The following is a 25,170-nucleotide window of genomic DNA, read 5'->3' on the forward strand; positions in this document are numbered from 1 at the left end:
GCTTAACAAACGTTAATCATTAGCATTTTGCTAATATTATAAAAACACCAAAATCTCATGAGGGGAGGGGATACGATGTTGAAAAGAAATATGATTATGGGGATTCTTTTAGGTTGCGTAGTGCCCATCGGGTTCACTGCACTACAGGTTTCGGCTAATACGGTAAGCTACCAATCGCAAGCAACCGTTGATTTTGTGGAAAATACTGACGTTACACCGCCAGTTAATCCAACGGACCCAACAGATCCATTGAAGCCTGTCAAACCCGTTAACCCGGGGACACAGGGACCTTTATCAATTGATTACGTATCAAATATACAATTTAGTCAGCAACAGATTTCAGGTAAAGATAGTGTTTATTACGCACAGCTTGACCAGTTAGTTGATAAGAACGGCAAGGTAGGCGACTATCCGAATTACGTTCAGGTTACAGATAATCGGGGATCAAATGCCGGTTGGAAAATGACAGTTGCACAGGCTCAACCATTTATGAATGGTAAGAACCAATTAGATGGAACTGTTATCGCTTTAATGAATGGGACTATGAGTGGGACCAATGCACATCAACCAACGCCGGCCAGTAAGGCGGAAATTAAACCTGATGGACAGGCGGTTTCCGTTATGACGGCTAAGACTGATAATGGTGTTGGAACGTGGACAGAACGTTTTGGTAAAGATAATACATCAGCTAAACAAAGTATTTCGTTGTTTGTTCCAGCTGAATCAAAAAAAGTCGCAGGTGCCTATAAGTCTGAATTAACTTGGACTTTGACGGATACTAATTTATAAATAAAACATATACGGGGGTATATATAATGAAAAACACTAACAAATTATTATTAGGTGCATTACTTGGAGCAGGGATGGCTGGGGCTGTCGTAACAACTGCACATGCAGCAGAAACACAGGCTTATACATCACACGGTAAAATTGAAATGGAAAAAAATGACGGTTCAACGGGACCTGGTGTTATTGATCCAACTGATCCTGGTACTGTTGATCCAACGGATCCAACAAATCCAGTAAATCCTGGTACGGGTGGACCTTTATCAATTGATTATGTGTCTAACTTTAACTTTGGTAAACAAAAAATGTCTGGTAACAATGAAGTTTACAATTCTGAATTGGTTACGGTGACAACGGTTGATCCCGTTGCCGGCACTAAAAAAGATGTTGCTAACTTCTTGCAAGTGTCAGATAACCGTGGAACAGTTTCGGGTTGGAAACTTTCAGTTCAACAATCAAAGGCGTTCACAAGTGAGATAACGAATAAAACGTTAGATGGGACAACAATTACATTGTCAAACCCTGAAACACGTAATGGTGATAACAATGCAGCAAAACCAGCGCCATCAACAGTAACAAGTAGCGTTGATATTGCTGCAGGTTCAGGTGATAAATTAGTTATGCAAGCTAAAGATGGGGAAGGTTCTGGTACTTGGGCTGAAGCATTTGGTAATGCAACTAAAGACGCAGAAAAAGCTAAAAAATCTGTTCAATTAGCTGTCCCTGGTGATAGCAAAAAAGTAGCAGAAAAATATGTATCAGATATTACATGGACATTAACAGATTCTGGACTATAAGATTTAAACAATAAAAGACGGTTATTAACTAAAAAGGGGAAATTAAAATGAAAACAACTAAAATTCTAACAAGCGCAATTGTTTTATCGACATTAGGTTTAGCTGCAGCACCAGCTGTACATGCAGCAGATCATACAGAGACAATTACATCAACGGGTAAAATTGGATTTATTGAGGATAAAGACCCAACAAAACCAATTGATCCAACAGACCCAACGAATCCCGTTGATCCAACGGATCCTGGTACTCCCGGTACAGCAGGTCCTTTATCAATTGATTACGTGTCTAACTTTGATTTTGGATCAGATAATAAAATATCTGGTGATGATACAACTTACTACGCTAAACCTATTAAAGCTACGGATAAAGACGGTAAAGAGGTACAACGTGCTAACTATTTACAAGTGACAGATAAACGTGGTTCAAATATTGGTTGGTATCTCACAGTTAAACAGGGTGCACAGTTTAATGATGGTAAGGCTGATTTAGACGGCGCTAAGTTACAAATGACGAATCAAACGTTAAATTCTAAAAATATGGACTTAAATAATCCTTCAAACATTCCGGCCATTGACAATGCAACTATGACCATGACACCGGGAGATGATATTAAAGTATTAACGGCTGGTAAAAATCAAGGTATGGGTACTTGGACAGATGCATTTGGTGTTTATGATACTGACGCTGCTAAAGACACGGCTTCAAAAGCAGTTTCATTAGAAGTGCCTGGTAACTCAGCAAAAAATGTTGCTTCATACACGACAGATTTAACATGGACATTATCTGACGTTGGTTTATAAAATTAAATCAATTTTTAAAGTAAAATAACTCGGGGATAACCAAAAGGGGAAATTAAAATGAAAACGACTAAAATTGTAACAAGTGCAATTGTTTTAACAACATTAGGTTTAGTAGCAGCACCATCAGTAAGTGCGGATAATACACAAACTTATACTGAAAAAGGTCAAGTAGGTTTCGTGGATAGTGTTGACCCAACAGATCCAACGGATCCAGTTGACCCAACAAATCCAGTTGACCCTGTAGACCCAACTGATCCAGACAATCCAGGTCCCGGAACAGCTGGTCCTTTATCAATCGATTACATTTCTAATCTTGATTTTGGATTAGATCATAAAATTTCTGGTAATACGGAAACTTACTATGCTAACCCAACTGTATTAAAAGATAAAGATGGTAAAGAAATTAAACGTGCTAACTACCTACAGGTAACTGATAACCGTGGTACCAATATCGGCTGGAAACTTTCAGTAACTCAAAATAAACAATTTAATAACGGAACTGCTGATTTAGAAGGTGCGGCATTAAAAATGTCAGGACAAGTGTTTAATTCTAGTAACATGGACACAACAACAACACCAACTGCCTTAAATAGTGGCGTTATTACACCAACTATTGGTCAAGACGTTCAGGTTGTTGAAGCCGGTAAAGGTCAAGGTATGGGTACTTGGACTGATTCATTTGGTAAATATACAGATGGATCAGCAACGGATACCTCAAAGGAAGCAATTTCATTAGAAGTTCCAGGTAAGGCAGCTAAAACGGCTAATGCCACTTATAAAACTGACTTAACATGGACCTTGACTGACGCAGGCATCTAATCGAGATTTCAAATTAGGTTTAAAAGAAAAGGGGAAATAACAATGAAAAAAACAGCAATCGCAACAACGGCACTTTTGGCCGTAACATTATTCTCAACAGTCGCACCAGCAGTTCATGCTGCCGATGTTACAAAGGAAACAAAGGGCGATGTTAACTTTACAGAAAGCACAGTTAATGGTGGAGCTCTTGATTTAGTTAAAGCACCAAGCGTCGATTTTGGGGATCAAGAAATTAGCGGGACAACAGCAACTTATGATCAATCAACGGTTGATGGTATTCAAGTGGATGATAACCGTGGCTCAAATGTGGGTTGGAATTTAAGCGTTTCTAACACGGAATTTACGGGACTAACAACGACAGGTGCTAAACTAAATGGTGCTAAATTAACATTAACAAATGGTGCTGCTACGAACCTTAACGGCACGACATATGCTCCTACACCTGCAGCTACCGTAGCGCTAGATGGATCTGGGACGGCCGTTCCAGTAATGGACGCAAAAATTAATACAGGTATGGGAGTTAATAATTTGGCTGTTACTAAAGCTTCATTAGAAGTTCCTGGTACTGCTACTAAATTAAAAGAAAAATATGAATCAACAATTACGTGGACTTTAAAAGACGCAGCATTATAAAATGCAGAAAGGGACAGGTGAACACAATGCGCTTAAATAAGAATATTCGACTAGCATTAGCCATTGTCCCCCTTTTTGCGGTTTCAATAATGGGAAATTCAGTAGCTAATGCGGCGTCAGTTGCGACGGATGGTAAATCAGCCACAACGGACACAAATCTAACGCTACTTGAAAAGTCTGGTCCAGTTGATCCGTTAGATCCATCAAAACCGGTACAACCTCTAAACCCGGGTACGTCACCAACCACTGGTGATGTGAGAATGGATTATATATCTGACTTACATTTCGGTTCACACGAGATTTCAGGAACCACCGAGACTTATTTTGCTACCTTTGATAAAGTGGCCGATTTGTCTGGGCACCGAGATCCAGTTACGGGTGGCTGGGTAACGACTGGTATAGGAAGCTATCGTGATGTGCCCAATTACGCGCAGATAACCAATAATACGTCTGGTAACTGGCAATTAGACGTTCGTAATACTCCATTTACCAGCGCGAACGGTGGTGTACTTAAAGGTGCCTCATTATTATTGGATAATATAGAAGGTCATAATACAATTGCAGGGTCAAATATTTCTCCTAATAGGACAAAGCTATTGGGTACTAATCGTGATGCTACAGTTGTTCAAACCGATGGACTTTCGGATAATCCTGCGGGAACATGGACGTTAGCGATGGGTAACATGTCGCCTCTTAGTTCAGATTCTAAAGGTAACGAATCTGTAAAACTAACGGTACCTGGTTTTTCTGAAAAAGTAGCAGGCGAAACGTACACATCAATATTTACATGGACATTGATTGCTGCCCCATAGAGGCAAATTGAGAGGAAAGAGGATTTTTACATTGAAAAAAACAGTTGGAATCATTATGGCATTTGTGACAGGGTTGGTCTTATTTGGTGGAGGGCACGTTCAACGAGCACAAGCTGCTGAAATGAACTTTGCGGTAACCGCAAATATTCCGAAAAATCAAATTGATAAACGTCAAACATTTTTTAATTTGAAGATGAAACCTAATCAAAAACAGGATATTACTGTCACATTAAAAAATGCAACTAGCAAGGACGTTGTTGTTATGGCTGAAGCGAATTCAGCAATGACCAACGATAACGGGGTAGTTGAATATAGTCAGGTGAAACCTAAGCTGGATAAGACAATGACTAATCCGCTTTCTTCGATTGTTAAATCGGATGTGGAAGTGACGGTACCCGCAAAGAAGAGTGTCGTTCATACTTTCCATATCACAATGCCAGCCAAGCAATATGATGGTGAAATTGATGGTGGGTTGTACTTTTACGAAAAAATCGATAAAGATAGCGAATCAAAATCGAAAAGTAACGTTCAGATTAAAAACCGTTACGCCTTCGTCATCGGGACGACCTTAACTGAAACAGAAAGTGTTGTTAAACCCGATATGAAGCTGCTAGGCATTGAACCTGGATCAGTTAACTTTCGTAATACGTTAAAAGTAAATTTACAAAACCCAACAATGACACCAATCCGTAACTTAAAAGTTGATGGTAAAGTTTATTCGAGAAATGGTAGTAAGGTGCTCTTTGCCTCAACCACTTCAAACATGACGCTGGCGCCTAACACGAACTTCAATTATGGTATTTTTTGGAATAACCAACCCTTTGCCCCCGGTAAATACCGTTTAGAAATGACGGCAACTTCCGGTGCGAATAAGTGGAAATGGAACGAAAACTTCACAATTGATGGTGCAGCGGCAGATAAATTAAACAAAAAAGCGGTTAACTTGGAACATGACTACACGATGTGGTATATCTTGGCAGGGGTCCTATTGATCCTCCTGGTGTTATTCATCATTTGGTTCCTAGCACGTCGTCGCAACAAAAAAGATAAAGAAGATGCCATCGAAGAAGCAAAACGTCAGATTATGGCAGAAATGCAAACAGATGACAAAGAAGATAAGTAGTCAAAACAGACGAGGTATTGATATGAGAAAAAAACTAATGAGTGCTCTAATAGTTAGTCTTTTAGGGTTATCTGTCGGTTTTAGTACATTCGGTCAACCCGTAAAAGCGGCTAGTTACACGAGTGAAGTTGGGATTGAGTTTGTCGGTAGCATGCCAGGGCCGGGAACAACCAACCCAACAACACCGACAGATGGTAAAACGCCTGTTTCGAATAATAACGTAACATCACAATCTCGATTGCCTCAAACCAATGACGTAAAAGAATCAGGTTTATCAGTGATAGGCTTAATTCTGTTAGCAGTCATGGGATCAGGTATGTGGTTCAAACGCGAACGTTCAAAATAAGTGAGTTCTGGTTAAATCAAAATGGTCTTCTTCGTAGAAATACGAGGAAGACCATTTTTTTGTTTTAAAAATCGTACAATTCGTTATTTTAGTAGGCTGTGATATATAAATAATTGTTTCGTATTCAATTTGTTGTGTAAACGCATGCAATTACTATATAATAAGGAATAGAGGATGAACTACATATCATCGCGATGGCTTATTTTAAATAAAAAATCAACTCACGATGGACGTGGGTTGATTAATGTCAATTATGATGCGCCATGAGGGAGTCGAACCCTCAGCTCAAGAACCGGAATCTTACGTGCTATCCATTACACCAACGGCGCAGTACATCTAATAGTTTATCTGAATTAGGCGAGAAAAACAAGCAGCGAAAGTGGAGGTTGAGAATAAAATGGCATTTGAACAGAAGTTTAAACAGCAACAATCACAAATCCAGAAATTGGCAATGACGCCAGAATTACAACAGTCAATTAAAATGTTGCAATATAATATAGAAGATTTACAACAGTTCATTAACGATAAAGTCATGGAAAACCCTTTAATTGAAACAGTTGACGATAACCAAATTATCCAAGCCGGGGAGTCGCAATATAAGGTCTCTTTAACGACAGATGGCGACAATGATTACATGAACTCAGTTAGCTCTGATGAAGCACAATCATTATTAGATTACCTGTTAGATCAAATCTACTTAACGATGCGTCAAACGCCACTGAGAAAAGTTGTTCTTTACCTTGTTGACTATGTTGAACAAACGGGTTATTTTAGTGCTAACTTGGACGATTTAGCGGAAGAATCGGGAATTCCACCAATTATGTTATTGGATGCGTTAACGTTGATTCAGCGTCTTGATCCGCCTGGCGTTGGTGCTCGAAACTTACAAGAAAATATTATGTTGCAGATTGATTTGGACAGTTCAGCGCCTGAGTTGGCCTACGTTGTTATTAAGGATAACTTTGATGACTTTGTTGATCGTAAGTGGCAGCATATCGCACGTGAATATGGCGTTAACATTTCTGATATTCAAGAAATATCTGATTTTGTTAGAACATTATCACCTAATCCGGGTGCTGGCTTTGGAACACCTAGAATTGGTAAAATATATCCGGATCTCGTTTTAAAAAATATTAATGATGAACTAACCTTATTTAAGGTTCGCGGGGCACAGCCCGAAATTGTTTTTCAACAAAAATATTTTGATGATATGTCAAAAGGTAATGATCCGGAGGTAACTAAGTATTTGGCTGATAAAAAGCGCGAATATGAATGGTTAGTCAATGGATTAAGACAACGTGGGGATACGATTTTAAAAGTTGGTCAATATATTCTGAAATATCAGGCTGCTTTTTTTTCTGATAAGACGAAACCAATTAAACCACTACTTTTAAGAGAAGTCGCGGCTGCCTTGGATGTTCATGAATCAACCATTAGCCGAACGGTTAATGATAAATACATTGAGACCGAGTCGGGTGTTTATGAATTAAAATCATTCTTTGGACAAGTCGCAAATAAAAACAAGAAAAACGCTGAGGCATTATCATCAAAAGCGATTATGTTAACGATGCAAGAATTGATTGATGCTGAAGATAAGATGAAACCTTTATCGGATCAAAAAATAGTTTTACAATTAATGAAACAAAACATCGATATTTCGAGACGGACAGTTGCGAAATATCGTGAAAACATGAACGTTCCATCATCATCGGCGAGAAAACGCTACAAGGATTAGGAACATTATGACCCTTATCTGGCATATCAAACGGCAATTGCTAACAAAGTAGATAGTCGGTTGAAGTGCTTGCAAAGCATAAAATAAACTGCTATAATTTGTCTTGTAATAAAGGTATGAAGACACTTTGATTAACGCAGAATGTTATCGTGCTTTGTTTTTTTGAGATTGATGGGTCATAATGCGACACTGCGGGACATTTTATGCCCCACAAGAGAGCAGGTGCAAGATGCATCAAGAATTAGAATGGATTGACGCGATTGCACCAGACATGATTAAAGTTTTAAAACAGCGGTATTTTGTTTTAAGACAGGTAGAGTGGATGATGCCCGTTGGTCGAAGAACGTTGGCAACAACCTTAAATCTTAGCGAACGCGTTATGAGAACCGAGACGGATTTTTTGCGAAAGCAGGAACTTATCGTTGTCGGTACATCAGGAATGATGTTAACGGATCAAGGCATATCAGTTCTACACGGCCTTGAAAAAGTAGTGGATAATTTGGTTGGTGTTCGACAAGATGAACAAGAACTTAGTCGAATTTTAGGCATCGAGAATTGTTTGATTGTATCAGGGGATTCTGATGAACAACCTAAAGTTTTAGACGCAATGGGTAAGAGTGTATCTGCAAAGTTAGCGCTCTTGTTGCCTGAAGGTAAAAATTTAATTGCAGTAATGGGTGGGACAACGATGGCCCAAGTGGCAGATCAATTAACAACACGCCTCTCCATCAAACGCGATTTAACTTTTCTACCAGCCAGAGGTGGTGTCGGCGAGTCAGTTGATATACAAGCCAACTCAATTAGTGGTAAAATGGCATTACAAACAGGAGGGAATCACAGAGCCCTGTATGTACCCGAACAATTAAGTGAGAGAACGTACGAACCTCTTCTTGAAGAGCCGAGTATTCAAGAAGTTTTGAGCTTAATCAAGGAAAGCAATGCTGTTATCCACAGTATTGGAGAAGCAATGCATATGGCTAAGCGTCGAGACATGTCTAGTGGTATAATAAGCATGTTGAAAGATGACAAAGCCGTAGGTGAGGCATTCGGGTATTTCTTTGATGCTCAAGGCAAGGTCGTTTATAAGATTCCTCGTATCGGTTTACAAATAGAGGATCTCACGCATATAAAATGTATTGTGGCAGTTGCTGGTGGTCATTCAAAAGCCGAAGCAATTGTGGCGTACATGAAACAACTTGCACCTAAACAGACGTGGTTGATCACGGATGAGGGTGCTGCAAACTCGATTTTAAAAAAGTAGTGTGTAAACACGCTTTTTAAAATAAATAAATCTTCATTTTCCTAAAGGAGGAAATTTAAGTATGTCAGTAAAAGTTGGTATTAACGGTTTTGGTCGTATTGGTCGTTTAGCTTTCCGTCGTATTGCTGAAGTTTCAGATAACATCGAAGTTGTAGCAATCAACGATTTAACTTCTCCATCAATGTTGGCTCATTTATTAAAATATGATACAGCCCATGGTAACTTCGACGCAGAAGTTAGCGCAACAGATAATGGTATTGTTGTTAACGGTAAGGAAATTCCTGTATATGCAGAAGCAGATGCATCAAATATTCCTTGGGTTAAAAACGATAATGTTGATATCGTATTAGAATCAACTGGTTTTTACGCATCAGAAGAAAAAGCTTCAGCTCATATTAAAGCTGGCGCAAAACGTGTATTAATCTCAGCTCCTGCTGGTAAAATGCCTACTATCGTTTACGGTGTAAACGAAGACGTTTTAACTGCAGATACTAAGATTGCTTCTGCTGGTTCATGTACTACTAACTGTTTAGCACCACTTGCTGGCGCTGTAAACGATGCCTTTGGTATCCAAGTTGGTACAATGACAACAGTTCATGCATACACAGCTACACAAAAATTACAAGATGGTCCTGATCGTGGTGGAAATGTTCGTGCTGCACGTGCTGCTGCTGGTAACACAATTCCTCATTCTACTGGTGCTGCTAAAGCTATCGGTATGGTAATCCCTGATCTTGTTGGTAAATTGAATGGCCATGCACAACGTGTTCCAGTTATTACTGGTTCATTAACAGAATTGGTTACAGTTTTAGATTCTAGTGATCTTACTGTTGACCAAGTAAATGCTGCTATCAAAGCAAGAACTGAAAACAACGAATCATTCGGTTACAATGCTGATGAAATCGTTTCTTCAGATATCATTGGTTCAACTTACGGTTCAATCTTTGATCCTACACAAACAGAAGTAACTGGTACTGGTTCTAACCAATTGGTTAAAACTGTTGCTTGGTACGATAACGAATCTGGCTTTACAGCACAAATGATTCGTACATTAGAAAAATTTGCTAGCTTAGAAGCATAATCTAGTTAAACTTTTTTAACCGCATAGTAACTATGCTTAGGCGGAGGGAGGCAATACTCCCTCTGCCTTTTTATTTAATCAAAATTACACAGGAGGCTATTTCAATGGCTAAATTAATCGTTTCAGATTTAGATGTAACTGACAAAAAAGTTTTAATTCGTGTTGATTTTAATGTTCCTATCAAAAATGGTGTGATTGGTAACGATAACCGTATCGTTGCTGCATTACCAACAATCAAATACGTAACTGAAAATGGCGGAAAAGCTATTCTTCTTTCTCATCTTGGCCGTATCAAAACTGAAGATGACAAAAAAGATTTATCATTACGTCCAATCGCAGAACGTTTATCTAACTTATTAAACAAACCTGTTACTTTTGTTCCTGCTACACGTGGTCCTCAATTAGAAGACGCAATTGCAGCAATGAAAGACGGCGATGTTTTAGTAATGGAAAACACACGTTTTGAAGATTTAGATGGTAAAAAAGAAAGCAAGAACGATCCTGAATTAGGTAAATACTGGGCTTCACTTGGCGATTTATTCGTCAATGATGCTTTCGGTACAGCTCATCGTGCACATGCTTCTAACGTTGGAATCTCAAGCAACATGGAACAAGCTGCTGCTGGATTCTTAATGGAAAAAGAAATCAAATTCTTAGGCGAAGCTGTTGACGAACCTAAACGTCCATTTGTTGCTATCTTAGGTGGCGCAAAAGTTTCAGATAAGATTGGTGTTATTTCTCATTTACTTAAAAAAGCTGACAAAGTTATCGTTGGTGGTGGTATGACTTATACTTTCTACGCTGCTAAAGGTATGAAGATTGGTTCATCATTAGTTGAAACTGACAAAATTGATTTAGCAAAACAAATCATTGAAGAAGCTGGCGACAAATTAGTTTTACCAGTTGACTCAATCATTGCTGAAAAATTTGATAACGATGTTGAACACAAAACTGTTGATGGTGACATTCCTGACGGTTACATGGCTTTAGATATCGGACCTAAATCTGTTGCAGAATTTAAAGATGTTTTAAAAGATGCTAAAACAGTTGTATGGAACGGACCAATGGGTGTTTTCGAAATGAGCAACTATGCTAACGGAACACTTGAAATCGGTAAATTCTTGGGTACTTTATCAGACGCTACAACAATTGTTGGTGGTGGTGATTCTACTGCTGCTGTTCAACAATTAGGTGTTGCTGATCAATTAACTCATATTTCTACTGGTGGTGGCGCTTCACTTGAATACCTTGAAGGTAAAACTTTACCAGGTATCGCTGCTATTACAACAAAATAATTTTTAATTAAATCATTGTAGGAAACTGTCTATTAACGAAAGGAAGTTATTATTTTGCGTAAACCAATTATTGCTGGTAACTGGAAAATGAACAAAAACCCTAAAGAAACTGCTGAATTTGTAGCAGGTCTTAAAGGTAAATTACCAAGTTTCAAGGATGTTGAATCTGTTATTGCTGCTCCTGCAGTAGATTTACAAGCATTACTTGACGCTGCTAAAGGAACTGACTTAAAAGTTGCTGCTGAAAATGCATACTTCGAAAACGAAGGCGCATTTACTGGCGAAACTTCACCAAAAGTTCTTTCTGAAATGGGTGTTGATTACGTTGTTATTGGTCATTCAGAACGTCGCGAATACTTCGGCGAAACTGATGATGATATCAACAAAAAAGCACATGCTGTTTTCAACAACGGCATGGTTCCTATTATCTGCTGTGGCGAAACGTTAGCACAACGTCAAGCTGGCGAAGCAGAATCATGGGTTGAAGGACAAGTTTCTGCTGCATTAAGAGGCTTATCTGTTGAACAAGTTAGTCTTGCTGTTATTGCATACGAACCAATCTGGGCTATCGGTACTGGTGAAACAGCTACTTCTGACCAAGCACAAGAAATCTGTGCTGTTGTTCGTAGAACAGTTGCTAAATTGTACGACCAAACAGTTGCTGATAAAGTTCGTATCCAATACGGTGGTTCAGTTAAACCTGGTAACGTCGTAGAATTAATGGGTAAAGACGATATTGATGGTGGTTTAGTTGGTGGCGCAAGTATGGAACCTGCTTCATACTTAGACCTTGTAAACTTCAAAGCATAATTCGGTTTTAACTTGTTAAAAAGATTGAAAATGAACGAGTAAACTATTAAAATGAAGGTAAGGGTGTTAAATCCCAAGCCAAAAAACGTTTTTAAAGGAGAGTACAAATTTATGTCAATGATTACAGATATTTATGCACGCGAAGTTCTAGATTCACGCGGTAACCCAACTGTTGAAGTTGAAGTTTACACAGAAGACGGCGCAATGGGCCGCGGAATTGTTCCTTCAGGTGCTTCAACAGGTGAACATGAAGCTGTTGAATTACGTGATGGCGACAAATCTCGTTACATGGGCTTAGGTGTTACTAAAGCTGTTGACAACGTAAACAACATTATCGTTAAAGAAATTGTTGGATTTGATGTTACTGATCAAGTTGGTATTGATAAAGCTATGATCGCATTAGATGGTACACCAAACAAAGGTAAATTGGGCGCTAACGCTATTTTAGGTGTTTCAATTGCTGCTGCTCGTGCTGCTGCTGATGAATTAGAAGTTCCTTTATACAGTTACTTAGGCGGATTTAACGCACATGTCCTTCCAACTCCTATGATGAACGTTATCAATGGTGGATCACATGCTAACAACAGTGTTGATTTCCAAGAATTCATGATCATGCCTGTTGGCGCACCTTCTATCAAAGAAGCTGTACGTATGGGTTCAGAAACATTCCATAACTTACAAAAGATTTTAGCTGAAAAAGGCTACTCTACTGCTGTTGGTGATGAGGGTGGTTTCGCTCCTGATCTTAAAAACAACGAAGAACCATTTGAAATCTTAATCGAAGCAATCGAACGTGCCGGTTACAAACCTGGTAAAGATATTGCTATCGCATTTGATGCTGCTTCATCAGAATTCTACAATGCTGAAACTGGCAAATATAGATTACAATATGAAGGCGAAAATGGTAAAGATTACACTTCAGAAGAAATGGTAGCATTCCTTGAAGCAATCGTTGACAAATACCCAGTTATCTCAATTGAAGATGGCTTGGATGAAAACGATTGGGAAGGCTGGAAGATGATGACAGCTAAATTGGGCGCTAAAGTTCAATTAGTTGGGGATGATTTATTTGTTACAAACACTGACTACCTTAAAAAAGGTATCGAAATGGGCGTTTCAAACTCAATCCTTATCAAAGTTAACCAAATTGGTACGCTTACAGAAACAATGGAAGCTATCGAAATGGCTAAAGAAGCTGGTTACACAGCTATCGTTTCTCATCGTTCAGGTGAAACTGAAGATACAACTATCGCTGACTTAGTTGTTGCAACTAATGCTGGCCAAATCAAGACTGGTTCATTGAGCCGTGTTGATCGTATCGCTAAGTATAACCAATTAATGAGAATTGAAGATAACTTAGAAGAAACAGCAGAATACAAAGGTATCCACTCATTCTACAACTTGAGTTCAGATGCTCGCGACACAATCATCAACAAATAATTCTTTATGAATTAAGCGTTAGTGATTAAAAGGGTCCACCTATTTGATTAGGTGGACCCTTTTTGTTTGGAGACGTTGTATGTAAATATTTATAGATGTATAATTTATTGATTAGATATCTGACATCTAAACTACGATTAAGGATGTGTCGGTGGATGAAAAAGGCAGACCGTATTAGAGCAGAAGAAACATTAACCTCAGAAGTGTACGATTTAATCTTAAATGAAGAAACGGCGAATGAAGAACGTGCATTATTAATTGAATTTAAAAATAAAGTTGCAAAAAACGGGGATTTCGAAAGGGCCGAAATTGATTTAGCTAGCCAGTTGCGGCGGCTTGCGATGGTTCGTTTAAAACATAAAGAAAAATTAAGTAGCGGTGTGGGTAAACTCTATATGGAAATATCGACAACCGGGATGTTTAAAAAGAACTTGGGTTGGGGATTAATCGCAATGAGTTTCATGTATCATGGCTAAAGGTATCGGTTTTTAAAGGAACTATCTGAGTAGGGTAGTTCCTTTTGTGGCTAATGGGATTGTATAAAAACGAGAAACATAAAGAAGAGGTATTGTGAATTCATGGTTAAATCGGGCATTAGGGAACGTTTAAATCTAACTAATCTTATTTTTATTTTAAGGGGATTGGCGATTGGGTTAATTACAGGAGTCGTTGTCAGTTTATTTCGACTAGCAATTATTTATATTTTTAAATTATTTATTTATTTTTATCATCTGATTAATCAAAATATGTGGCTTTTGATACCGATGGTTCTTCTGAGTTTTCTCATGGCACTAGGGATTGGAACATTGATGAAGCATGAACCTAATATTATGGGATCTGGCATTCCACAAGTAGAAGGTCAACTTGCGGGAAATCTAGAAATGCACTGGTGGTCTGTTCTATGGCGCAAGTTCATTGGTGGTGCGCTAGGGATTGGTTCCGGTTTGTTTCTTGGTCGAGAAGGTCCATCTATTCAGTTAGGTGCTGCCGTTGGTCAAGGGTTCGCCGAGATGACCAAACATACGGAATCAGAACGCCGAATCTTAATTGCTGGTGGTGGCGCTGCCGGTTTATCCGCAGCTTTTAATGCGCCAATTGCAAGTACCTTATTTATTTTAGAGGAAGTCTACCATAATTTTTCTCCTTTAATTTGGACGACGGCTTTAGCAAGTTCAATTTCAGCTAATTATATTTCGTTACATTTTTTCGGGCTAAAACCTGCATTACAAATGATTAACATTCAAACCTTAGCCTTATCGCAATATGGCCATTTGATTGTTCTCGGCCTTGTTTTGGGACTTCTAGGCTATCTATACCAGGTCATGTTACTGCGTGCGACCGATTTATATAATATCTTACATAGGATTCCTGTTTTTTATCGTTCAATCGTGCCGTTTATCTTGGTGATTCCAATCGGACTTTATTTACCTCAAACCTTGGGCGGCGGTAATACAATAATTTTAAGTTTGGTTGACAATAAGGCCTTAACAGTCTTATTAGGACTCTTTCTTTTAAGATTTATCTTTTCAATGATATCCTATGGGTCAGGGTTACCGGGTGGTATTTTTCTGCCTATTCTAACGTTGGGTGCGATTATTGGTGCTACTTATGCGACAAGCATGACGGCATTGGGGATCTTACCAGCTAAATACTTAACCGATTTTATTATATTTGGGATGGCTGGATATTTTGCGGGAATCGGTAAGGCACCTTTTACGGCAATCTTATTAATCACGGAAATGGTAGGAAGTTTGCACCATTTAATGCCGCTAGCAATTATTTCGTTAGTTTCCTTTGTGGTCGTGGATGTTTTAGGTGGCGCGCCAATTTACGATTCGTTACTTAAGAAATTAATTGGGCAAAATGAGATCGATTTAGGTGGTAAAAAAGACCGCCTTGAAACGCCCATTTTCGCTGGATCAAAATTGGAAAATAAAAAAGTTTTAGAATTAGATTGGCCTGAAAATAGCTTACTAATTACGGTGAGACGTGGTGAGAAACAATTAATTCCGCATGGTGAAACTATTTTGAAAGCAGGGGACACACTAGTTCTTCTAACTGAACATCAAAATAGAGCAAATCTTCGGACGGAAATGGACGATTTATCCGGATTTGAATCGCTTTAATAAAATAATAACGGTGGAAAATTAATGCAATCTGTGCTAAATTAGTATAGATATAGATTATCCAATTGGGGTAAGGAGGTAAATGATTTGACTAACATACTAACAATTTCAATTGTCATCGTTTCAGTTTTAATGATTATCGCTGTTATGATGCAACCTGCAAAAACAAATAACGCATCAGGTGCCTTATCTGGTGGCGGTGCTGACGATTTATTTAGTAAACAAAAACCGCGTGGATTCGAAGCATTTATGCAAAAAGTAACCTTTGTTTTAGGCATTTTATTTTTCGGTCTAGCATTAGGTCTTGTATATTTAGCCTCAAAATAATTAACAAAAGCCTCTTGTGCAAATAGTTGTTGCAGCAGGAGGCTTTTCTTTAGAATTAAAAACAAGTAAATAATAAAATGATAGTAATTCCAATAAGGAAATGAAAATGAGGTATACATGGATAAAAAGATGCAAGAACTTATATTAAAAGAATTAAAAATTAAAGAAAATGAATCATTTAGTGTTGAAGAATTGACGACTGCCCTTAAGTTAGAGGGACAAGACTCATTCAAGGAACTCGTTAAAACACTTGCTGAAATGGAACGTAAACGTGAAGTGAAAATTACCTCAGAAGGTAAATTCCAAATTGCGCTTCAAACACCACAATTAGTAGGAATTTTCCATGCAAATGATCGTGGTTTTGGTTTCGTAACAATTGATCCTGAACAACCTGATGTTTTCGTTAATCCAACGCAAACAATGTCAGCTTTGAATGGTGATAGCGTTGAAATTGAAATCACAAGTCCAGCTAAACCTGGGGACGAACGTGGACCAGAAGGTAAAGTTAACAAAATTGTTGAACATAATGTGACCTCAATTGTTGGTGAATTCGAAGTTGAACCATCTGACCTTGAAAACCAAGGTACAATTGGCCATTTAGTGGTTAAAAACAAAAAACTCCAACGTTACAACTTATTAGTTACAGGAGTTGGGTTACATCCAGTTGCCGGTGAAGTTGTTACAGCGGATATTACGGCCTACCCAACGAGTGAAAAACCATTAGTTATCGAAACATTGGTTAAAGAAGTTGTGGGTAATAAAGACGATCCAGGTATGGATATTTTACAAGTAGTCTATCAACATGATATTCCTAGCGAATTTCCTGAAGATGTTATGGCACAAGCTGAAGCAACACCAGAAGTTGTTTTACCAGAAGAAAAAATTGGTCGTGTTGATTTAACTGATCAAAAATTGGTTACAATTGATAGTATTGATTCTAAAGATTTAGATGATGCTGTTACTGCTTGGAAATTAGACAATGGAAACTACCATTTAGGTGTTCATATTGCTGATGTTTCACATTATGTTCAACCGGGCACACCACTTGATCGTGAAGCTTACGAACGTGGTACAAGTGTTTATTTAACTGACCGCGTTATTCCAATGTTGCCACACAAATTATCAAATGGTATTTGTTCACTGAATCCAAAAGTTGAACGTCTTGCTATGAGTTGTGAAATGGAAATTACGCCAGAAGGTTATGTGGTTAGCCACAAGATTTTCCAAAGTGTGATTAAAACAACAGAACGTATGACGTATAAAGCAATTAACAAGATTCTTGAATCAAATGATGAAAAAACAAAAGCTAAATATGAAGAATTAGTTCCCATGTTTGAAACAATGGGTGAGTTACACAAAATTCTTGAAAAAATGCGTAAAAAACGTGGTGCTATCAGTTTTGATGATAATGAATCTAAAATCATTGTTGACGAATCTGGACATCCAATTGATATCCAAATTAGAACGCGTGGTACTAGTGAACGTATGGTTGAGTCATTCATGTTGGCTGCTAACGAAACAGTTGCAGCACATTACGATAAATTAAAAGTACCTTTTGTTTACCGTATCCATGAAACGCCTAAAAATGAAAAGGTAATGCGTTTCTTTGAAACATTGACAAGTTTTGGTATCGTGGTTAAGGGTGATAGCAAGAATGTTACGCCTAAAATGTTACAAGGCGTTTTAAAAGAAGTTGCTGGTAAACCTGAAGAATCAATGGTTTCCGTTATGTTATTAAGAAGCATGCAACAAGCTAAATATACGGACGAATCATTGGGTCATTTCGGTTTGGCTGCCACTGATTACACTCATTTCACATCACCAATTAGACGTTACCCTGATTTAATGGTTCACCGTTTAATTCGTTTCTATGAAGAAAATGGTGTTGGGGATACTCAAAAAGAGAAATATGCTGAACAATTACCTGAAATTACAACACATGCGTCACAAATGGAACGCCGTGCAATCGACGCTGAACGTGACACTGATGCAATGAAAAAAGCTGAATATATGGCTGATCACGTTGGTGAAACCTTTGAAGGTGTTGTCAGTTCAGTTATGAAATTTGGTGTCTTCGTTTCATTACCAAATACTGTTGAAGGTCTTGTACACATTAGTAATATGAAAGATGATTACTATGAATATCTAGACATGCATATGGCATTAGTAGGTAAGCGAACGAAGAGAACTTTCAGAATTGGTCAACCAATCGAAGTGAAAGTCGCTAAAGTTGATATTGAACAAAGTGCGATTGATTTTGAAATCGTTAATCCACAAAACACACCTACTTCTGATTTAAGAGGTAAGGGTGGTACCTTCAAACGCCCAAGTAATGGTCGTCCTGGAGATAAGAAACCTTATAACCGTAATGGTAAACCAGCTACTGGAAGTAGCAGTAACGGTAAGAAACCATTCTACAAATCAGCTAACAAAAATAACGCACCAAGAAAAAATAATACACGTCAAAAATAATATCGGGGGGATTAAGATTGCGAAAAGAAAAGTCATCTTTTGATAAACCCTTAGCTCAGAATAAAAAAGCCAGACATAGTTATAACATCGATAATACGGTTGAGGCCGGTGTCGTTTTAACGGGAACCGAAATTAAATCTGTTAGAGATAGCCGTATTAATTTAAAAGATGGATTTGCGCAAATTAGAAATGGCGAAGCTTGGTTGATGAATGTTCATATTTCAACATATGATCAAGGTAATCAGTTCAATCATGATCCACTTCGAAATCGTAAGCTGCTATTGCATAAGAAGCAAATTGCTCAATTTGATGAAGCAACTAAGAATAAGGGTGTCACAATTGTCCCTTTGAAGGTCTACATTAAAAATGGGTTTGCTAAGGTGTTAATAGGTGTTGCAAAAGGTAAGAACGATTACGATAAACGCGAAACAATTAAACGTCGTGATCAAGAACGTCAAATTCAACGCGTTCTTAAAAATTACTAAACAAAAAAAGGAAGTACCCAATTTCAACATTGGGTACTTCCTTTTTTGTTTAACTTTAATTTAAGCTTGTTTGTAAAGACCAGCAATTTGATCTTGAACATCTTTATTTTCCAAGAATTCATCATAAGTTGTGTCCGCACGATCAACAAGACCGTTTGGTGTTACTTCAATGATACGGTTAGCAATCGTTTGAATAAATTCACGATCATGAGAACCGAATAATAACGCACTCTTATAATTTGAAAGACCTTCATTCAATGAAGTGATTGATTCCAAATCTAAATGGTTAGTAGGATCATCAAGTAAAAGAACGTTATTTCTTGTTAACATCATTTTTGATAACATACAACGAACTTTTTCACCACCGGATAAGACGCCAACTTCTTTGTCGACTTCTTCGCCAGAGAATAACATACGACCTAAGAATCCTCGTAAGAAAGTATTGTCGCTTTCTGCTTTAGAAGCAAATTGACGCAACCAGTCGATGATTGTTAAATGTTCATCAGCAAATTGGTCATTATTATCTTTGGCAAGGTAAGCTTGAGAGGTTGTTACACCCCATTGAACAGTACCTGTATCAGGTTCTAGTTCACCAGAAAGAATTCTGATTAAGGTTGTAACGGCAATATCTGTTTCACTTGTAAAGGCCGTTTTATCGTCTTTACCTAAGCTAAATGAGATATTATCAAGAACTTTGACGCCATCAATTGTTTTTGAAATGCCACTAACTGATAATAAATCGTTACCGATTTCGCGATCAATTTCAAAGTTGATAAATGGGTAGCGACGTGATGAAGGTTGAATATCATCAAGCGTAATTTTTTCAAGCATCTTCTTACGTGATGTTGCTTGTTTAGATTTAGAAGCGTTGGCACTGAATCGTGCAACGAATTCTTGCAATTCTTTGATCTTAGCTTCTTTCTTTTCGTTAGAATCATTTGCAAGTTTTGAAGCCAATGCACTTGATTCCATCCAGAAGTCATAATTACCAACGAATAATTTGATTTTACCAAAATCAACATCACACATATGTGTGCAGACATTATTCAAGAAATGTCTATCATGGGAAACCACAATAACGGTATTTGAAAAGTTAATTAAGAAATCTTCCAACCAGTTAATTGATTTGATATCTAACCCATTAGTAGGTTCATCGAGTAGCAGAACATCAGGATTACCAAAAAGTGCTTGTGCAAGCAAGATTTTAACTTTTTGACTTTCTGTTAATTCGCTCATCTTTTTATCTTGCATATCTTCGCCAAAGCCTAAGCCTTGTAACAGCATTGAAGCTTCTGATTCAGCTTCCCAACCATTCATTTCGGCAAAGTCAGATTCTAATTCGGCAACTTTGATACCATCTTCGTCAGAAAAATCGGCTTTTGCATAGATAGCGTCTTTTGCTTTCATAATGGCATAAAGTTCTTTATAACCCATGATGACAGTTTCAAGAACAGTATATTCTTCAAAACCATAATGATTTTGTTGAAGCATTGTCATACGTTCATTGGGATCCAATGAAATATTACCCGTGCTTGGTGTGATTTCACCAGATAAAATCTTTAAAAATGTTGATTTACCAGCGCCATTAGCACCGATTAGTCCGTAACAATTACCAGGCGTGAATTTTAAATTGACGTCATCGTATAATTTACGGTCTGAAAAACTTAAACTTACATTACTTACAGTTATCATTTAATACCCTCACTATTCGTTTGTATAATCTACATATCATAGCATATTTTGAGCCTAAAATGAAACGGTTTTGAAAATGCGTGTTAATAAAGCGTTTATTTCTGAAAATGATAGCGGATTAGTCACAGAGTTGTAACATGAGTGATGTTTTGTAATACGACTGACACATGCCTGACTTGTCAGTTCGTTATACTCTGTGGATAAGGTAACTAAGGTATTTATAAAAAAGGAGCATTATTTTGAAAATTAGAAATATTATTGGACTCGGAGTAATTGCGATTGGACTTCTAGGTAACTCAGTTTCTGTTAGCGCAACATCTATCAGTGACTTGAAGAAGCAAGAATCTGCTGCGCAAGAAAAAGTAACGACTGCAAATTCAGATATTGCAAAATCGTTGACTAGTATTAATGATGAGTACGCGAAAGTTGATAAATTAAATCAAGAAGTTTCTGATAAAGAAGATAAGATTGGTTCACAAGATAAATCAATTGAAGACCAACAGGCACAATTAGATACACGAATTGAAAATGCCAAAGATAGATTAAGAAGTCTACAAGTTAATGATTCAAGCAGTAAAATGGTAACAGCCGTCCTTGAAGCAAAAAATGCGGGTGATTTTATTAACCGTGTTTATGCCGTTTCAGTTTTACAATCTGCGGATAATAAAACGATGCAAGATGTCACGGCTAATATTAAAGACATGCAAGAAGCCAAGGCTAAGTTAGAAGTTGAACAAAAAGCATTGAAGTCTAAGCAAGCTGAAGCTAAACAAGAAACGGAAAAAATGGACAAACAATTGGTCGCTTTAAAAGGAACCTTAGGTGATGCTAAAAGCGAACTTGATAAAGTAAAAAAAGCAAAAGATGAAGAATTATCAAAAGAAGCAAGAGAAAAAAAGGCGAAGGAAGACGCCAAAGCAGCAGCTGAAGAAAAGAAAGCTGATGCTAAGGCAACGAAAAATATAGAGTCAACTGATCAAAAAGCAAGTAATGATACTTCTGGTAAAACAACTAAGAAAACCTTGCAAATGGAAGCAACGGCTTATTCAACTAATGCACCAGGTATGGGAACTCATGGTTCATACGGTTTGAGCTTATTAAGTAATCCGCAGCAAATTGCTGTGGATCCAACAGTTATTCCATTAGGAACTGTTGTTTGGGTATCTGGTTACGGCGTAGCGGTTGCCGGCGATACTGGAACTGCTATTAAAGGAAATCGAATTGATGTTCATTTCTTGTCGAATGAGAGATGTTTTGCATGGGGTAGAAAAACAGTAACTGTTAAAGTTTTAGACTAAAATATAACGAAAATGGCCACCTAAAATTTAAATTTTAGGTGGCCATTTTTTAATTAAATATCTTTTTGCATATGGTGGTAGTCATGACCGCTAATAACCGTGTTGCCAACAGTTTTAAAGCCCATTTTAGTGTATAATTTTTCAGCTTTAGGGTTTCCTACATCGACGTTTAAACCAATTTTATTCTTTCCAGCGGCACGGGCAACTTCTGGTAACGACTCTAAAAGAGTTGTCCCAATTCCTTGGCCTTGGAAGTCAGGTGAAACAGCAAGTGTATCGAGATACCATTCATCTGGTAAAACTTCTGATTCTGGGAAAAACTCAGTTGATTCAGGCAAACCAATTTGTGGGAAGAATTGGCTCATCGCGTGATCAATGTGGCCTTCATCTTCATCTGGGTAACCGAAGGCGACTCCGGCAACCTTACCGTCGATATCCGCAATTTGAACGCGACCATAACTATAACGGTAATCTTCTGTTTCAAATGCAAGTTCCAATACCTTGAAGAGGTCAGGCAATGGAATCTCTTTAAGAATAGGGATTTCCATATCTTCTAAGATAATGTTCACTAAAGGAACGACCTCATGTGCATCTTCTTTTGTTGCTCTTCTAATAATCATAAAAACCATCCTTTCCTGAATAAGTCTAGTGTATAGGGTATAGAAATAATTGTCAAAACAACCCAATTGCACGCTGAGAATGGATATGTTATATTATGTAACATGAAGTCAATTTGAGGAGGATATTATGAAAAAATGGCAGTCAATGATCATAACATTCATGTTCGCATGTGGGGTTGGATTATTTTTACATAGTAGTCAAGTGAGCGCAGCAGAAAAAACATATACGATAGGAACAGATGTAACCTATGCACCATTCGAATACCAGGCAGAAGACGGAAAGTCGTACGTTGGTATTGATATGGACATCATGCGGGCCGTCGCTAAAGAAGAAGGATTTAAAGTTGATATCAAAGCTTTAGGATTTAATGCAGCAGTTCAGGCGTTAGAAGCCAACCAAATTGACGGTGTAATGGCGGGAATGACTGTATCTCCTGAACGTCAAGTGAAATTTGATTTCTCAGAGAGTTACTATGATGCTGGGGTTGCAATGGCAGTTGGGACCAACAGCACAATTAAATCATTAGATGATTTAAAAGGAAAAAAAGTTGCCATTAAAGTGGGAACATCCTCTGCAGAGTTTGTTAACTCAATTAAAAAGCAATACAACATTACGACGACAACATTTGATGATTCAAGTAATATGTATGATGACGTCATGACGGGTAATTCGGTTGCTGCTTTTGATGATAAGCCCGTTTTGGCTTACGGAATTAAAAATGGTATCAAAATGAAAATTGTTGGTGAAACATATGAAAAAGGTGAATATGGATTCGCCGTTAAAAAGGGTACAAACAAAGAATTACTCACAAAATTTAACTCGGGCTTAAAGAAACTTAAGGCTAATGGCGAGTACAAAAAAATTGTTGATAAGTATACGGGTACAAATGCCAAGAGCGCTAACTCTAACTCAAAAAGCTCTCGAACAATTTTAGGCTTATTAAAAACAAATAGTGGCACCTTGTTAGATGGCTTTAAACAAACGATGTTACTAACTATTGTTGCAATTGTTTTTGCGACGGTATTAGGAATTATTCTAGGAATGATGGGTGTTGCACCGAATAAATGGCTTAATGGCCTTTCAAGCACATTAATTTATATTTTCCGTGGACTCCCATTGATTGTCTTAGCATTCTTCATTTACATTGGTATTCCTAATTTAACGGGGACTAAGATACCAGCATTCGTTGCCGGAATTATCACGTTAACGTTAAACGAAGGCGCCTATACGGCCGCATTTGTTAAGGGCGGTATAAAGGCCGTTGATAATGGCCAAATGGAAGCGGCCCGTAGTTTGGGGTTACCCTATGGTAAAGCAATGATGAAAGTTATTATGCCGCAAGGAATTAAAATCATGATTCCGTCATTTATTAATCAATTTATTATTACCTTAAAAGATACCTCAATTCTATCCGTTATTGGTATTTTAGAATTAACACAAACCGGCAAAATTATTATCGCAAGGAATCTTGAAGGGTTTAAAATGTGGCTAATTATTGCGGTTATTTATCTCGTAATTATTACGTTATTAACGTGGTTATCTAATTTAGTCGAAAGGAAGATTAAATAATGGCAGCTAAAATTCAAGTAACAAATTTAAAGAAAAACTATGGTTCAAATGAAGTTTTAAAGGGATTAGATCTTTCAGTGGCGGAAAAAGAAGTCGTTTGTATGATTGGACCTTCTGGATCAGGTAAGAGCACATTCTTACGTTGTTTGAATAAACTGGAGGATTTAACTTCTGGTTCAATTGTGGTAGATGGACATGATATTAGTGATGCAAAAACCGATTTAAACGTTATTCGTCAAAATATTGGTATGGTATTCCAGCATTTTAATTTATTTCCACACTTAACGGTTCTTGAAAATATCATTTTAGCTCCTGTTGAGTTGAAGAAAGAAACAAGAGAAGAGGCAATTGAAGAAGCGAAACGATTACTTGCCCAAGTTGGATTAAGTGATAAAGCTGATGCCGCACCTAATTCATTATCCGGGGGACAAAAGCAACGTGTTGCAATTGCGCGTGCATTAGCGATGAAACCGGATATTATGTTGTTCGATGAACCAACGTCTGCGCTTGATCCGGAGATGGTTGGGGATGTTTTAGATGTTATGAAACAACTTGCTAAAGATGGTATGACAATGGTAGTTGTGACGCATGAAATGGGTTTCGCTAAAGAAGTTGCTGATCGCGTCGTCTTCATGGCTGACGGTTATATTTTAGAAAGTAGTACACCAGATGAAATTTTCAGTCATCCTAAAAATGACCGAACAAAAGATTTTTTAAATAAAGTCTTAAATGCGTAGATAATGACTCATGATTAAGACATTGAAGTGAAATCAGTTAGTTTATAACTGGTTTCTTTTTTTGTAAAAATTAATTATTGAGAATAAGAGAACATTGATGTCGTT

24 protein-coding genes and 1 tRNA gene are annotated in these 25,170 nt (G+C 37.7%); 22 read left to right on the forward strand and 3 right to left on the reverse strand.

Translation table 11 applies throughout. The annotated features are described in order from the left end of the window. The first annotated feature begins 75 nt into the window (after positions 1-75). Genes N0K73_RS05925 through N0K73_RS05960 form a run of 8 tightly spaced genes read left to right on the forward strand, consistent with a single transcriptional unit; the run spans position 76 to position 6,116 of the window. Complete coding sequence (locus N0K73_RS05925; protein ID WP_181647375.1) at positions 76-789, forward strand: WxL domain-containing protein; 714 nt, start codon at positions 76-78, stop codon at positions 787-789. Positions 790-815: 26 nt separating this feature from the next. Next, on the forward strand, positions 816-1,583 hold the full coding sequence (locus N0K73_RS05930; RefSeq protein ID WP_284068360.1) for a WxL domain-containing protein: 768 nt from the start codon (positions 816-818) through the stop codon (positions 1,581-1,583). Positions 1,584-1,630: 47 nt separating this feature from the next. Then, positions 1,631-2,383: a WxL domain-containing protein gene (locus N0K73_RS05935; RefSeq protein WP_112250357.1), complete on the forward strand. Its 753-nt coding sequence runs from the start codon at positions 1,631-1,633 to the stop codon at positions 2,381-2,383. A gap of 57 nt (positions 2,384-2,440) precedes the next feature. Further along, entirely contained in the window at positions 2,441-3,202 is a 762-nt protein-coding gene (locus N0K73_RS05940; RefSeq protein WP_284068361.1) for a WxL domain-containing protein, read from the forward strand. 42 nt (positions 3,203-3,244) lie between these two features. Continuing rightward, positions 3,245-3,835 (forward strand): WxL domain-containing protein, encoded by a 591-nt coding sequence (locus N0K73_RS05945; protein ID WP_112250353.1) that lies wholly within the window; start codon positions 3,245-3,247, stop codon positions 3,833-3,835. A gap of 26 nt (positions 3,836-3,861) precedes the next feature. Further along, on the forward strand, positions 3,862-4,647 hold the full coding sequence (locus tag N0K73_RS05950; RefSeq protein ID WP_112250351.1) for a WxL domain-containing protein: 786 nt from the start codon (positions 3,862-3,864) through the stop codon (positions 4,645-4,647). A 31-nt stretch (positions 4,648-4,678) separates the two neighbouring features. After that, the gene (locus N0K73_RS05955; protein WP_112250349.1) at positions 4,679-5,770 is read left to right on the forward strand and encodes a WxLIP family cell surface protein; all 1,092 of its coding nucleotides are present in this window, start codon (positions 4,679-4,681) and stop codon (positions 5,768-5,770) included. A 22-nt stretch (positions 5,771-5,792) separates the two neighbouring features. Then, positions 5,793-6,116, forward strand: a complete 324-nt coding sequence (locus tag N0K73_RS05960; protein ID WP_181647373.1) for an EF2685/EF0750 family sortase-dependent surface protein — start codon at positions 5,793-5,795, stop codon at positions 6,114-6,116. A gap of 257 nt (positions 6,117-6,373) precedes the next feature. Here the strand turns inward: N0K73_RS05960 and N0K73_RS05965 are convergent. Then, positions 6,374-6,445, reverse strand: a tRNA-Arg gene (locus N0K73_RS05965). A 68-nt stretch (positions 6,446-6,513) separates the two neighbouring features. Here N0K73_RS05965 and rpoN point away from each other — a divergent pair. From rpoN to smpB, 11 genes are all read left to right on the forward strand, one after another. Further along, a complete protein-coding gene (gene rpoN / locus N0K73_RS05970; protein ID WP_112250345.1) occupies positions 6,514-7,851 on the forward strand; it encodes an RNA polymerase factor sigma-54 in 1,338 nt (445 codons plus the stop codon). A 229-nt stretch (positions 7,852-8,080) separates the two neighbouring features. Continuing rightward, positions 8,081-9,112, forward strand: a complete 1,032-nt coding sequence (locus N0K73_RS05975; protein ID WP_112250343.1) for a sugar-binding transcriptional regulator — start codon at positions 8,081-8,083, stop codon at positions 9,110-9,112. A 61-nt stretch (positions 9,113-9,173) separates the two neighbouring features. Further along, a complete protein-coding gene (gene gap, locus N0K73_RS05980) occupies positions 9,174-10,193 on the forward strand; it encodes a type I glyceraldehyde-3-phosphate dehydrogenase (protein ID WP_112250341.1) in 1,020 nt (339 codons plus the stop codon). Positions 10,194-10,297: 104 nt separating this feature from the next. Continuing rightward, positions 10,298-11,488 (forward strand): phosphoglycerate kinase, encoded by a 1,191-nt coding sequence (locus N0K73_RS05985; RefSeq protein WP_112250339.1) that lies wholly within the window; start codon positions 10,298-10,300, stop codon positions 11,486-11,488. A 54-nt stretch (positions 11,489-11,542) separates the two neighbouring features. After that, positions 11,543-12,298 (forward strand): triose-phosphate isomerase, encoded by a 756-nt coding sequence (gene tpiA / locus N0K73_RS05990; protein ID WP_112250337.1) that lies wholly within the window; start codon positions 11,543-11,545, stop codon positions 12,296-12,298. A 111-nt stretch (positions 12,299-12,409) separates the two neighbouring features. Then, the gene (gene eno, locus N0K73_RS05995; protein WP_057973724.1) at positions 12,410-13,738 is read left to right on the forward strand and encodes a phosphopyruvate hydratase; all 1,329 of its coding nucleotides are present in this window, start codon (positions 12,410-12,412) and stop codon (positions 13,736-13,738) included. A 155-nt stretch (positions 13,739-13,893) separates the two neighbouring features. After that, positions 13,894-14,214 carry a bacteriocin immunity family protein gene (locus N0K73_RS06000; protein WP_225416487.1) on the forward strand — a complete coding sequence of 107 codons (321 nt, stop codon included), beginning with the start codon at positions 13,894-13,896 and terminating at the stop codon, positions 14,212-14,214. 102 nt (positions 14,215-14,316) lie between these two features. Then, positions 14,317-15,864, forward strand: coding sequence for a ClC family H(+)/Cl(-) exchange transporter (locus tag N0K73_RS06005; protein ID WP_112250335.1), 1,548 nt, complete (start codon positions 14,317-14,319; stop codon positions 15,862-15,864). A gap of 87 nt (positions 15,865-15,951) precedes the next feature. Continuing rightward, a complete protein-coding gene (secG, locus tag N0K73_RS06010; protein ID WP_112250333.1) occupies positions 15,952-16,191 on the forward strand; it encodes a preprotein translocase subunit SecG in 240 nt (79 codons plus the stop codon). A gap of 117 nt (positions 16,192-16,308) precedes the next feature. After that, positions 16,309-18,663, forward strand: coding sequence for a ribonuclease R (gene rnr / locus N0K73_RS06015; protein ID WP_112250322.1), 2,355 nt, complete (start codon positions 16,309-16,311; stop codon positions 18,661-18,663). A gap of 17 nt (positions 18,664-18,680) precedes the next feature. After that, positions 18,681-19,148 (forward strand): SsrA-binding protein SmpB, encoded by a 468-nt coding sequence (gene smpB / locus N0K73_RS06020; RefSeq protein WP_057973728.1) that lies wholly within the window; start codon positions 18,681-18,683, stop codon positions 19,146-19,148. A gap of 60 nt (positions 19,149-19,208) precedes the next feature. Here smpB and N0K73_RS06025 read toward each other — a convergent pair whose 3' ends face one another. Then, positions 19,209-20,840 carry an ABC-F family ATP-binding cassette domain-containing protein gene (locus N0K73_RS06025; RefSeq protein WP_057973729.1) on the reverse strand — a complete coding sequence of 544 codons (1,632 nt, stop codon included), beginning with the start codon at positions 20,838-20,840 and terminating at the stop codon, positions 19,209-19,211. 239 nt (positions 20,841-21,079) lie between these two features. On the opposite strand from N0K73_RS06025, the gene N0K73_RS06030 reads away from it, so the two are divergent. Next, entirely contained in the window at positions 21,080-22,138 is a 1,059-nt protein-coding gene (locus tag N0K73_RS06030) for a 3D domain-containing protein (protein WP_225428602.1), read from the forward strand. A 53-nt stretch (positions 22,139-22,191) separates the two neighbouring features. On the opposite strand, the gene N0K73_RS06035 is transcribed toward N0K73_RS06030, so the two are convergent. Then, positions 22,192-22,758 (reverse strand): GNAT family N-acetyltransferase, encoded by a 567-nt coding sequence (locus N0K73_RS06035; RefSeq protein ID WP_181647371.1) that lies wholly within the window; start codon positions 22,756-22,758, stop codon positions 22,192-22,194. A 160-nt stretch (positions 22,759-22,918) separates the two neighbouring features. Between N0K73_RS06035 and N0K73_RS06040 the strand changes: the two genes are divergently transcribed. Next, positions 22,919-24,328: an amino acid ABC transporter substrate-binding protein/permease gene (locus N0K73_RS06040; protein WP_225416488.1), complete on the forward strand. Its 1,410-nt coding sequence runs from the start codon at positions 22,919-22,921 to the stop codon at positions 24,326-24,328. Further along, positions 24,328-25,065, forward strand: coding sequence for an amino acid ABC transporter ATP-binding protein (locus N0K73_RS06045; RefSeq protein ID WP_112250318.1), 738 nt, complete (start codon positions 24,328-24,330; stop codon positions 25,063-25,065). The genes N0K73_RS06040 and N0K73_RS06045 overlap by 1 nt, the downstream gene beginning before the upstream one ends. The last annotated feature ends 105 nt before the right edge of the window (positions 25,066-25,170 follow it).

Source organism: Dellaglioa algida, assembly GCF_030127605.1.
GTDB lineage: Bacteria > Bacillota > Bacilli > Lactobacillales > Lactobacillaceae > Dellaglioa > Dellaglioa algida.

Bases quoted from the DNA above. Each gene is read 5' to 3' on its own strand.
- N0K73_RS05950 (WP_112250351.1), top strand. From the start codon at position 3,862: ATGCGCTTAAATAAGAATATTCGACTAGCATTAGCCATTGTCCCCCTT.
- rpoN (WP_112250345.1), top strand. From the start codon at position 6,514: ATGGCATTTGAACAGAAGTTTAAACAGCAACAATCACAAATCCAGAAA.
- N0K73_RS06040 (WP_225416488.1), top strand. From the start codon at position 22,919: ATGTTCGCATGTGGGGTTGGATTATTTTTACATAGTAGTCAAGTGAGC.
- rnr (WP_112250322.1), top strand. From the start codon at position 16,309: ATGGATAAAAAGATGCAAGAACTTATATTAAAAGAATTAAAAATTAAA.
- N0K73_RS06045 (WP_112250318.1), top strand. From the start codon at position 24,328: ATGGCAGCTAAAATTCAAGTAACAAATTTAAAGAAAAACTATGGTTCA.
- N0K73_RS06000 (WP_225416487.1), top strand. From the start codon at position 13,894: ATGAAAAAGGCAGACCGTATTAGAGCAGAAGAAACATTAACCTCAGAA.
- N0K73_RS05930 (WP_284068360.1), top strand. From the start codon at position 816: ATGAAAAACACTAACAAATTATTATTAGGTGCATTACTTGGAGCAGGG.
- N0K73_RS06035 (WP_181647371.1), bottom strand. From the start codon at position 22,758: ATGATTATTAGAAGAGCAACAAAAGAAGATGCACATGAGGTCGTTCCT.
- N0K73_RS05975 (WP_112250343.1), top strand. From the start codon at position 8,081: ATGCATCAAGAATTAGAATGGATTGACGCGATTGCACCAGACATGATT.
- N0K73_RS05935 (WP_112250357.1), top strand. From the start codon at position 1,631: ATGAAAACAACTAAAATTCTAACAAGCGCAATTGTTTTATCGACATTA.
- N0K73_RS06005 (WP_112250335.1), top strand. From the start codon at position 14,317: ATGGTTAAATCGGGCATTAGGGAACGTTTAAATCTAACTAATCTTATT.
- N0K73_RS05940 (WP_284068361.1), top strand. From the start codon at position 2,441: ATGAAAACGACTAAAATTGTAACAAGTGCAATTGTTTTAACAACATTA.
- N0K73_RS05960 (WP_181647373.1), top strand. From the start codon at position 5,793: ATGAGAAAAAAACTAATGAGTGCTCTAATAGTTAGTCTTTTAGGGTTA.
- N0K73_RS05925 (WP_181647375.1), top strand. From the start codon at position 76: ATGTTGAAAAGAAATATGATTATGGGGATTCTTTTAGGTTGCGTAGTG.
- N0K73_RS05985 (WP_112250339.1), top strand. From the start codon at position 10,298: ATGGCTAAATTAATCGTTTCAGATTTAGATGTAACTGACAAAAAAGTT.
- N0K73_RS05945 (WP_112250353.1), top strand. From the start codon at position 3,245: ATGAAAAAAACAGCAATCGCAACAACGGCACTTTTGGCCGTAACATTA.
- N0K73_RS06025 (WP_057973729.1), bottom strand. From the start codon at position 20,840: ATGATAACTGTAAGTAATGTAAGTTTAAGTTTTTCAGACCGTAAATTA.
- eno (WP_057973724.1), top strand. From the start codon at position 12,410: ATGTCAATGATTACAGATATTTATGCACGCGAAGTTCTAGATTCACGC.
- gap (WP_112250341.1), top strand. From the start codon at position 9,174: ATGTCAGTAAAAGTTGGTATTAACGGTTTTGGTCGTATTGGTCGTTTA.